This is a genomic window from Candidatus Symbiopectobacterium sp., assembly GCF_020054415.1.
Taxonomy (GTDB): domain Bacteria; phylum Pseudomonadota; class Gammaproteobacteria; order Enterobacterales; family Enterobacteriaceae; genus Symbiopectobacterium.
Window position 1 is genome coordinate 1 of record NZ_JAHWCO010000741.1, and the last position, 9581, is coordinate 9581.

At 52.5% G+C, this 9581-nt stretch carries 10 protein-coding genes, 1 tRNA gene and 1 pseudogene; 10 read left to right on the forward strand and 2 right to left on the reverse strand.

The window, feature by feature from the left end; genetic code table 11:
* Positions 1-486 (forward strand): IS5 family transposase (locus QZ506_RS21265; protein ID WP_291973742.1); only part of this gene is annotated, 486 nt, incomplete at its 5' end.
* A gap of 44 nt (positions 487-530) precedes the next feature.
* Here the strand turns inward: QZ506_RS21265 and QZ506_RS21270 are convergent.
* Together QZ506_RS21270 and QZ506_RS21275 are read right to left on the reverse strand one after the other, a co-directional pair.
* Positions 531-1310, reverse strand: coding sequence for a hypothetical protein (locus tag QZ506_RS21270; protein WP_291973744.1), 780 nt, complete (start codon positions 1308-1310; stop codon positions 531-533).
* Positions 1311-1382: 72 nt separating this feature from the next.
* The gene (locus tag QZ506_RS21275; RefSeq protein ID WP_291973746.1) at positions 1383-2399 is read right to left on the reverse strand and encodes a LacI family DNA-binding transcriptional regulator; all 1017 of its coding nucleotides are present in this window, start codon (positions 2397-2399) and stop codon (positions 1383-1385) included.
* Positions 2400-2625: 226 nt separating this feature from the next.
* Between QZ506_RS21275 and ascF the strand changes: the two are divergent.
* The 9 genes and pseudogenes from ascF (at position 2626) to QZ506_RS21755 (ending at position 9373) form a co-directional block, all read left to right on the forward strand.
* A pseudogene (ascF, locus tag QZ506_RS21280) lies at positions 2626-4077 on the forward strand (PTS cellobiose/arbutin/salicin transporter subunit IIBC).
* A gap of 29 nt (positions 4078-4106) precedes the next feature.
* Positions 4107-5537 (forward strand): 6-phospho-beta-glucosidase, encoded by a 1431-nt coding sequence (locus QZ506_RS21285; RefSeq protein ID WP_291973749.1) that lies wholly within the window; start codon positions 4107-4109, stop codon positions 5535-5537.
* 240 nt (positions 5538-5777) lie between these two features.
* The gene (locus QZ506_RS21290; protein WP_291973751.1) at positions 5778-6689 is read left to right on the forward strand and encodes a VirK/YbjX family protein; all 912 of its coding nucleotides are present in this window, start codon (positions 5778-5780) and stop codon (positions 6687-6689) included.
* A gap of 140 nt (positions 6690-6829) precedes the next feature.
* The gene (locus QZ506_RS21295; protein ID WP_291973753.1) at positions 6830-7816 is read left to right on the forward strand and encodes a cation diffusion facilitator family transporter; all 987 of its coding nucleotides are present in this window, start codon (positions 6830-6832) and stop codon (positions 7814-7816) included.
* A complete protein-coding gene (locus QZ506_RS21300; protein WP_367273051.1) occupies positions 7813-8127 on the forward strand; it encodes an ArsR/SmtB family transcription factor in 315 nt (104 codons plus the stop codon). Before QZ506_RS21295 ends, QZ506_RS21300 begins: the two co-directional genes overlap by 4 nt.
* 75 nt (positions 8128-8202) lie before the next feature.
* Positions 8203-8511, forward strand: a complete 309-nt coding sequence (locus QZ506_RS21305; RefSeq protein WP_291973755.1) for a hypothetical protein — start codon at positions 8203-8205, stop codon at positions 8509-8511.
* Entirely contained in the window at positions 8457-9023 is a 567-nt protein-coding gene (locus tag QZ506_RS21310) for an NAD(P)-dependent oxidoreductase (RefSeq protein ID WP_291973756.1), read from the forward strand. The genes QZ506_RS21305 and QZ506_RS21310 overlap by 55 nt, the downstream gene beginning before the upstream one ends.
* A 190-nt stretch (positions 9024-9213) precedes the next feature.
* Positions 9214-9289, forward strand: a tRNA-Gly gene (locus QZ506_RS21315).
* 12 nt (positions 9290-9301) lie between these two features.
* Entirely contained in the window at positions 9302-9373 is a 72-nt protein-coding gene (locus QZ506_RS21755) for a hypothetical protein (RefSeq protein WP_367273052.1), read from the forward strand.
* Positions 9374-9581 lie beyond the last annotated feature (208 nt).

Here is a 9581-nt window from a genome sequence, read left to right on the forward strand (position 1 = left end):
CGTAAGCTGCACCTGGCGGTAGACAGTGTGACGCATGAGATTATCTGTGCGGATTTGTCGCTCAGTGGTACGACTGATGCCCAAGCTCTACCGGCGCTGATAAACCAGACCCACCGGAAAATCAGAGAGGCATCGGCTGATGGCGCTTACGATACAGTTTACTGCTATGATGCTCTGCTGAGGAAGAAAATAAGGCCGCTTATCCCGCCACGAAGGGGGGCGCAATATTGGCCAGATCTCTACCACGAGCGTAACCACGCTGTTGCAAATCAGTGCATTAGCGGTAGTAACGATATCTGGAAAAAGAAAGTGGGCTATCACCGGCGCTCAGTGGCTGAAACGACCATGTTCCGGTTCAAAAGGCTTCTGGGTGGTCATCTAAGTCTGAGAGACTACGATGCTCAGGTGGGTGAAGCCATGGGCATGGTCAAAGCGCTTAACCGGATCACGCTATTAGGAATGCCGAACAGTATTCGCATCACGTAACAATCGACCCGTATGGGGCGCAGTCGTTACAAGTTCTGATTTATTCAACAAAGCCCTTTCTCATCAGCAGGAATGCTGATCCCGGCTTGCAGCAGCCGGATAAAACCGGCGAAATGCCCGCGTTTGAGCGCTTCCAGCCCGATACTGGCATAATGGCAACTGTCCAAATCCAGATCGTGTTGCAGCCCGCCTTTTTCCAACTCCTCCAGCACGCTGGTGAAGGTGGTAATGCTGAGTTTGTCCTGGGTGTTGTACAGCGTACCGTTGGTCAGCGCTGAATAGAGCGGTGTTGCCCACGGCTGTTCTGCCCGGTTGACGTCAGCACCCAGGCGGATAAGCCAACGCAAACGCAGGGTATCAATGGTGATGTGTTCCTGGCTCAGGTAGTAGGCAAGCACCGTTTTACCGCTGGCCCAGGTATCGATCATGTTCAGATCCAAGCCCTGTTGCAGAAAGAACGCAACGTGTTTTTCTTTCAGATCGTTACGTCGCACCAAATGGTGTAGCAGCGGTAAGCCGTCGATATATTCCGGCAGGAAAATACCGGAATCGAGAAACGCTTCAATCAGCGGCAAACAAAGGGAATTGACGACCTCGTTTATCGCGGGGATATGTCTGCCCTGTTCACCGAACACTGGTTCGCTCCCCTGCGACAGCAGGTAGTGTGCAATCTTTGCTTCGCGGTAGGTGATGGCATAGTGCAGCGGCGCGTAGCCGTGCTCATCAGGTTGATTGCAGTTGGCAGCATCGATGCGCTGCTGGATTTTTCTGAGGCTACCTGATTTTATCAGGTCGCAGAGGGTCTTGGGGCGGCTGAAAAACATCGATTTGATTTCGCGTATCCTTACGTAACCGCATGATATCACGACTTCGTTGACACCGAATCGGTGAAAAAACTAGCGATAAAACGGTCCCGTCGTCACCGAATCGCGCAGGATCAATGATGCCGGATAGGCCTCGCGTTGACTCAACGTCCCACCATCCAGCATGGACAGCAGTCGGTTGATGATCTCTTGAATCATCTCGCCCAACGGCATTTTCACGCTGGAGAGCGAAGGGATGGTAAACGCCGCCGTGGGCAAGTCATCAAAACCAATTACCGACACCTGCTCGGGCACACCAACGCCGCGCGTATAGAGCTGTTTGAGCGCACCAATGGCCATGTCATCATTGCTGGCGACCAACGCGGAGAAACTGACCTGATTGTCGAGCAGGGTGTTGACGGCTTCAACACCATTGGTGAGTGCCCACTTACCGAGAACGATACGGCGTTCATCCACGGGAATCGTGTGCTCTTCCAATGCGGCTTTGTAGCCTGCGAGGCGTTCCATGCCGGTGGGCGAATCCAGTGCGCCGGTGATAAAGGCAATTTCACGATGCCCTTGTTCGATAAGGTGGTTGACGGCATTGCGGCTGGATTCATGCTGATCGGAGTAAATGCAGTAGCTGTCATTCACCCGTAACCGGCGGTTCAGTACCATGATGGGCTGTTTATGCTGGCTGATGATCTGATCCATCTCATCAATGGAAAGAAAACGCGGATAGATGATGATGGCATCGCAGCGTAAATCGATCAGGAATTGAATCGCGGCGCGCTCTTCTTCAGCGCCGTGTTTTCCATCCACCAGCAGCAGTTGGCGGCCGTGCGCCTCGGTCATTTTTGCTGCTTGAAACAGCAGTTCACTGAAGTAAGTACCGTGATACAGGGTATTGGTGATCACCAGCCCAATGGTTTGTGATTTTTGCGCAGCGAGGTTACGCGCCAGCAGATTGGGCCGATAGCCGCTCTCTGCTATCGCTTTGAATACACGATCTTTTGTTTCCTGGCTGACGTAACCGTTACCTGACAACACTCGCGATACCGTCGATTTGGCGACCCTGGCCTTCTTTGCCACCTCAAGAATGGTTGTCATGTACTGTTACCCGCTAAATAGTCATCTTGCGACAGTCTACCCATTTTGCCGTTGCTTTTCAGTAGATTCGTTGAATCAGCCATGTTAACGGCAGGTGATCGTTATCACGAAAATTAAAATTAATGGTTTTCCTCTCTTGTTTAGCGCTGTGAAACGTTTCACGATTTTGTGGAACCGGTTCACTATGGCGATTTTTTCCGCACCGACACCAAGAGATAACCCACTTATGTCCAAGAATTATGAAACTGTCTCTCGCGCTATTGTGGATGCGCTGGGAGGGCTGGAAAACATTGAAGCGGTGACGCACTGCATGACGCGTTTGCGCTTCGTGGTAAAAGATAAAACGCAGGTAGACAACCCGACACTCAATGCCATCAGCGGCGTGATGGGCGTGGTAAACATGGAAACGCAGTGTCAGGTAATCATTGGCAACAACGTGGCGAAAGCCTATCAGGAAGTGTTGAAGCTCGGCCCGGCGGGTGCTGCGGGTACGCTGCCCGATGCTAAACGAAAAATCACCTTAAAAAGCATTGGTGCAGGCATTCTGGAAGCACTGATTGGCACCATGTCGCCGCTGATCCCGGCGATTATCGGCGGCTCGATGGTGAAACTGCTGGCGATGATCCTCGACATGTTCGGCGTGTTCGAGAAGGGCTCCTCAACGCTGGTGATCCTGAATGTGATCGGCGACGGCGCGTTCTTCTTCCTGCCTATCATGGTGGCGGCCTCGGCGGCACTTAAATTCAAAACCAACATGTCGCTGGCTATCGCTATTGCGGGCGTGCTGGTGCATCCCAACTTTATCGATCTGATGGCAAAAGCGGCGCAAGTGCAGGTGGTCGAGCTGGCGTTTATCCCCGTCACGGCGGTGAAATACACCTACACGGTTATCCCGGCGCTATGCATGACCTAGATCCTGTCGTACATCGAAAAAGGCATCGATCGCATTACGCCGGCAGTGACGAAAAACTTCCTGAAACCGATGGTTATCGTGCTGGTCTCTGCACCGATCACCATTGTGATTATCGGCCCGTTAGGCATCTGGATCGGTAGCGGCATATCTTCCATCGTTTACACCATCCATGGCTACCTTGGCTGGTTATCGGTGGCGATCATGGGGACGCTGTGGCCGCTGTTGGTAATGACCGGTATGCACCGCGTATTTACCCCGACCATCATTCAAACCATTGCGGAAACCGGTAAAGAGGGCATGGTGATACCTTCAGAAATCGGCGCCAACCTGTCGCTCGGCGGATCCTCGCTAGCGGTGGCGTTCCGTACCAAAAACCGCGAGCTGCGTCAGACAGCGTTGGCGGCAGCGGCATCCGTCATTGTGGCCGGGATCTCCGAACCTGCGCTGTACGGCGTGGCGGTGCGGCTGAAACGTCCGCTGATTGCCAGCCTGATCAGCGGTTTTATTTGCGGCGCGGTAGCCGGAATTGGCGGCCTTGCCAGCCACTCCATGGCGTCGACTGGGCTGTTTACCAGCGTGCAGTTTTTCGATCCGGCCAACCCGATGAGCATTGTCTGGGTGGTGGCCGTGATGATTTTGGCGGTGGTGTTGTCGTTTGTACTGACACTTATTCTCGGCTTTGAGGATATTCCTGAAACCGAAGAGGAATCTCAGCCAACCAAAGCCAAAACAAGTGAACCCGTGCAGGCCACCAGCGTTAGTTAATTGATATTGGCACAAAGAGAAGGTGATTCATGTCAGCAGCGACATTTCCAGACGGATTTTTATGGGGGGGCGCCCTGGCGGCAAACCAGTCAGAAGGCGCTTATCGGGAAGGTGGCAAAGGGCTGACCACCGTGGATATGATCCCGCACGGTCCCGCCCGTTTTCCGGTAAAGCTGGGGCAGGAGAAGCGTTTTACACTGCGTGACGACGAGTTCTATCCCAGCCATCAGGCGATCGATTTCTATCATCGCTACAAGGAAGATATCGCGCTGATGGCCGAGATGGGATTTACCGTGTTCCGCACCTCTATCGCCTGGAGCCGTCTCTACCCGAAGGGTGATGAACTGATGCCGAACCCGGAAGGTATCGCCTTTTATTATGCGGTGTTCAGTGAATGCCGCAAATACGGTATCGAACCGCTGGTCACGCTGTGCCATTTCGATGTGCCGATGCATCTGGTCACCGAGTATGGCTCATGGCGCAACCGCAAGATGGTGGAATTTTTCACCCGCTATGCGCGCACCTGCTTAGAAGCGTTCGACGGCCTGGTGAAATACTGGCTGACATTCAACGAGATCAATATCCTGCTGCACAGCCCGTTCTCTGGTGCTGGCATGGTGTTCGAACCGGGTGAAAATCAGGATCAGGTGAAGTATCAGGCTACGCACCATGAGCTGATCGCCAGTGCGCTGGCGACCCGGATCGCGCACGAGGTCAATCCTGAAAATCAGGTGGGCTGCATGCTGGCGGGAGGAAACTTTTATCCTTGGTCTTGTAAGCCAGAAGATGTGTGGGTGGCACTGGAAAAAGATCGGGAAAACCTGTTCTTTATCGATGTGCAGGCGCGCGGCGCTTACCCGTCCTATTCCGCTCGGGTGTTCCGTGAGAAAGGTGTTCATATCGAGATGCAGGATGGCGATGCTGACATTCTGAAAAACACCGTCGATTTTGTTTCTTTCAGCTACTACGCCTCACGCTGTGCCTCGGCGGAGATGAATGAGCACAACAGCAGTGCAGCCAATATCGTTAAATTTCTTACCAATCCGCATATTACCCGCAGTGAATGGGGCTGGTGCATCGATCCACTCGGCTTGCGTATCACCATGAACATGATGTACGACCGTTACCAGAAGCCGCTGTTTCTGGTGGAAAACGGTCTGGGTGTACGCGATGAGATCAATGCCAACGGCGAGATCGAAGACGATTACCGCATCAGCTATTTGCGTGAACACATCCGCGCCATGGGCGATGCGATCGATGACGGTATCCCAGTCATCGGCTACACCACTTGGGGCTGCATCGATCTGGTCGCGGCGTCGACCGGGGAAATGAGCAAACGCTACGGTTTTGTGTATGTCGATCGTGACGATCTTGGCAACGGTACGCTGGAACGACGCAAGAAAAAATCCTTTGCCTGGTACCAGAAAGTGATCGCCAGCAACGGTCAGGATCTGGATTAACCGAGAAACGCTATTATTGGTGTATCGCATCAGATTCTGTAAAAAGGCCGATCCCGACGTCAACCGTTTCGGGATTGGCTTTTTAATAAACAAATCATAAATAAGTCTGGGGTTGGGTTGCTTCCTGAAAGATGATTGCACAACTGTTTAGTCAACGGCTGATAGAGATAGTGGTCTGTTTCCGAATCAACACTATTATCTCTTATGGCACTTGCAACTTTTGATGAAATATCATCCCCGATGAGCCGCTGGCAGTTACTGAGCCATCTGCTTCGCGGGGATATTCACCCTGATGAGAAGAGCGTTTGGCTAAAGCCCGCCTACCGTCTTAAATTTCTGGCGCGCTCGCTCCTTCACCCTGTTTTGACGCTGAACTGGCTCCACTACATTGCCAGTCATCCGCAGCGGGCGCAGATGCTGTATGCCCAAATGGCGCTGCCCGATAAACTTCAACGACCATACCTCTCTAGCCGTTTTTCTGCCCGCAACGCTTTGGCCGCGCTTTGTTATCACTATGATGCCGTGGCCTGCTCCAATCCAAGGTTACGTCGCCTGATGCTGACACCTGGCGGTGTACCGATCATCAATTTTCAGGGTAAAAGCGGTGCTGCTTACGCGTTGCTATTGGGTTCCCACTCCTCACTGGATAAAGAGGGAGAGATAACGCTTCAGTTGTGTACTGAAGGGATGCCGCTGGCGCGCATGACCATGACCGTGGTGCAGTTCGAAGAACAGAGAGCGTTATTTATCGGCGGATTGCAAGGGCCGACGCGGCACTTGCAACAACAGAAGGCGCGCATTTCGCAGGTAACGCGTGATTGCCATGGATTGTTCCCTAAACGGCTGGTGCTGGAAGCGGCCTGCGTACTGGGCGAGCTGTTAGGGATTGAGTGCATGATAGCGGTGGGAAATCATACTCATGTTTATCAGAATTGGCGCTACTGGCGTAAAAAGAAAACCAGTTTTCATGCCGATTATGAGAGCTTTTGGCTCTCCGTGGGGGGGCAATTGCGACCCGATGGCGTGTGTCAGTTGCCGCTGCGTATTTCGCGCAAAAGTCTCGACGACGTTTCCAGTAAAAAACGGGCAGAGTATCAGCGCGCCAACGGCGTGTTGGCGGAGATCCATCATCAGCTGCATGCCTTGAAATGAGATATTGATGCCTGTCTGACATGAGAATAATGCGGATGAGCACGGTGATCGTTGCGGCCGGTAACCTGTTTGCATTGTTTGATTTTTAATATATGAATGTATATTTATATATTAAATCATCTAAAGACAGGAGAAGTACAATGTCCCATTCTCACCACGATCATGCTCACGACCATGCGCTGACGGTAACGCGGTCAAATGAACGTAAGGTACTGATCGCTTTTGTGATTACTTTTACCTTTATGTTGGTAGAAGTCGTGGGCGATGTGCTTTCCGGTTCTTGGGCGTTGCTGACGGGTGCCGCGGCACTGGCATTGTCCTATGCTGCCTTTCGTTTTGGTCGTCGTAATGCAGACACCAAGCGCACCTTTGGCTATTTGCGTTTCGAAGTCATTGCCGGGTTTATCAATGCGCTGACGCTGTTTGCTATCGTCATCTGGATAGCCTACGAAGCGTGGCTGCGTTTTCGCCAGCCGCATGAGGTGCTGGCAGGGCCGATGCTGGTCGTAGCGGCGATCGTGCTGCTGGTGAACATTGTGGTGTTTTGGATATTGACGCGCGGCGACAGCGAGCATGTCAATATCAAAGGTGCCGCACTACATGTGATGGTCGATCTACTGGGTTCCATTGGTGCTATCGCGGCGGCCATTGTGGTTTATTTTACCGGCTGGACCCCCATCGACCCTATCCTGTCGTTGGTAGTGTCCGTGCTGATCTTGCGCAGCGCATGGGCGTTATTGAAAAAATCGCTGCACATACTCTTGGAAGGGGCACCCGCCAATGACATGCCGCAAGAGATTGAACGCTACCTTAAAGAGAGCGTAACGGGAGTGGCAGATATCCACCATGTGCACGTGTGGGTGATCACGTCGGGGCGCACCCTGGCCACATTGCATGTACGCGCCAAAGAGGGGGCGGACGTGCGTCAGGTGGTTCGGCAGGTAGAGCGAGAGCTTTATGACCGTTTTCACGTAGAACACGCAACGGTTGCCATTGACTGGGGTGATGAAGATGAGGCGACCTGTAGGTGCAGCCTGTCACCCCTTAATGAAATACATCAACATCATGACGATCATTCTCATCATCATGATACGGACATATCTGTTACGCGAGGGCACGCACATTGAGTCGTCATGCCATGCTTTCTCTGCATGAAACTACCATCCTGTCAGAAACGTTTCGCCTGATGGGCGATCCTACCCGTTTGCGCATTTTGCATTTCAGCCTGACGGGGCCACATGCTGTCGGTGACATTGCGCAAAACCTTGCTATTTCACCGTCACTGGTGAGTCACCATTTACGCCTGCTACGCAGCGCACGTTTGGTGAAGCGGGAACGCCGGTCACGCCAGATTTTTTATACCGTGGCGGATCATCATGTCACCACTATGTTGCTGGACATGGTGAACCACATTGGCGAATCACAAGAAGAAGAGTGACGTCTGTCAGAAAACGGGCCTGCATGCTGAAAGGGTTGCCACAGGTTTCTCGCTACGAGTAGGGTAGTTGTGGTTTTGTTACGGCTACCGTTGATAACGCGAGGGGGAGAAATGGGGGCGATTCTTTTATTGGAATCTCGGGCGGTATCACTGCTGACCGCTGTGCATCGCCCTGCATGGCTGCAATCTACCTGGGCTGGCTTCAAGCCGTTGCTTGCAGCGTGTTTCCCGCAAGATTACCGTTTGAGTCGCGCCGTAGGGGTGTTTGGCCAGCCGATTGTACAATACATCCTAGCGCATTTGTTGTCGCACGAGCAGCGTTTATCGCATTGCAAGAACAGCAGCTACGTCAGGAGTGGGATCGCCACCTGTCCGGGCTGTTGACGGGCAAAACCTTATTGATCGTTGGTGCGGGTGATATTGGCGCTGAGGTGGCCGCCATGTTGCGGTCATTTGGTGTAACGCTACACGGGATTGTTAATACACCGCGGGCGTTGCCCGGTTTTGCGTGCGTGTCGGGGATTGATGCGCTGTCGCACGATGTGGCGCAGGCCGACTATGTGGTGAACTTGTTGCCGGATACGCCAAAAACGCAGAATCTGTACAACGCAAATTTGTTCGCATGCATGAAACCCTCCACGGTATTTATCAACGTGGTGCGCTGCACTTCCGTGGTGGATGACGATCTGGTGGCGGCGCTGCGAGCAGGAAAATTGGCGAGAGCGGTGCTGGATGTTTTTCGTCAGGAGCCGCTGCCGCCAGAACACCCTTTCTGGCTAACGCCTCGGTTGACCTTGACGCCGCATATTGGCGGTCCGATGGTGCCAGCGCTGGTGGCGGACCTGTTCCTGGACAACTTGCAACGTTACTCCCAGGGTGCTGCGCTGCGAGGTTGATTTTTCACGCGAGTATTGAGTTTGCAGGTATTGAGCACCAGCGCGCAGGGAATGACCACTTGCGCGCATTTTCACTGAAAAGGGCTTGCCAGCCTGAAATGATTGGTACATAATGCTCAGCGCTAACACAAAGTGTTGAATAAATTTATTATATTCAATATGTTACCTTTAGCCGAATTACACTTCCTAAGCGGGAATAGCTCAGTTGGTAGAGCACGACCTTGCCAAGGTCGGGGTCGCGAGTTCGAGTCTCGTTTCCCGCTCCATAAATGTGATGTATTGAATGCTCAATGATTCTGCAACGCATTAAAAAAATAGACCGAAAGGTATTTTTTTGTCCGCGATCCTGACATCAGCCATCCACTGCCATGATGTCATTATCCACGCTACTCCCTCTCCACTTCTTCGCACCCTAAACGTGGCTTTGTTGAATAAATAGAACTTTTGGGTAATCATCGGAGCAGATCACCACAGTTGTTTCAAAATCAGGTCTCCATGGCAAAACAAAATTTTAAAATCACCAACTGGCCCTCTTATAACAAGGCCCTCAAGCAGCGC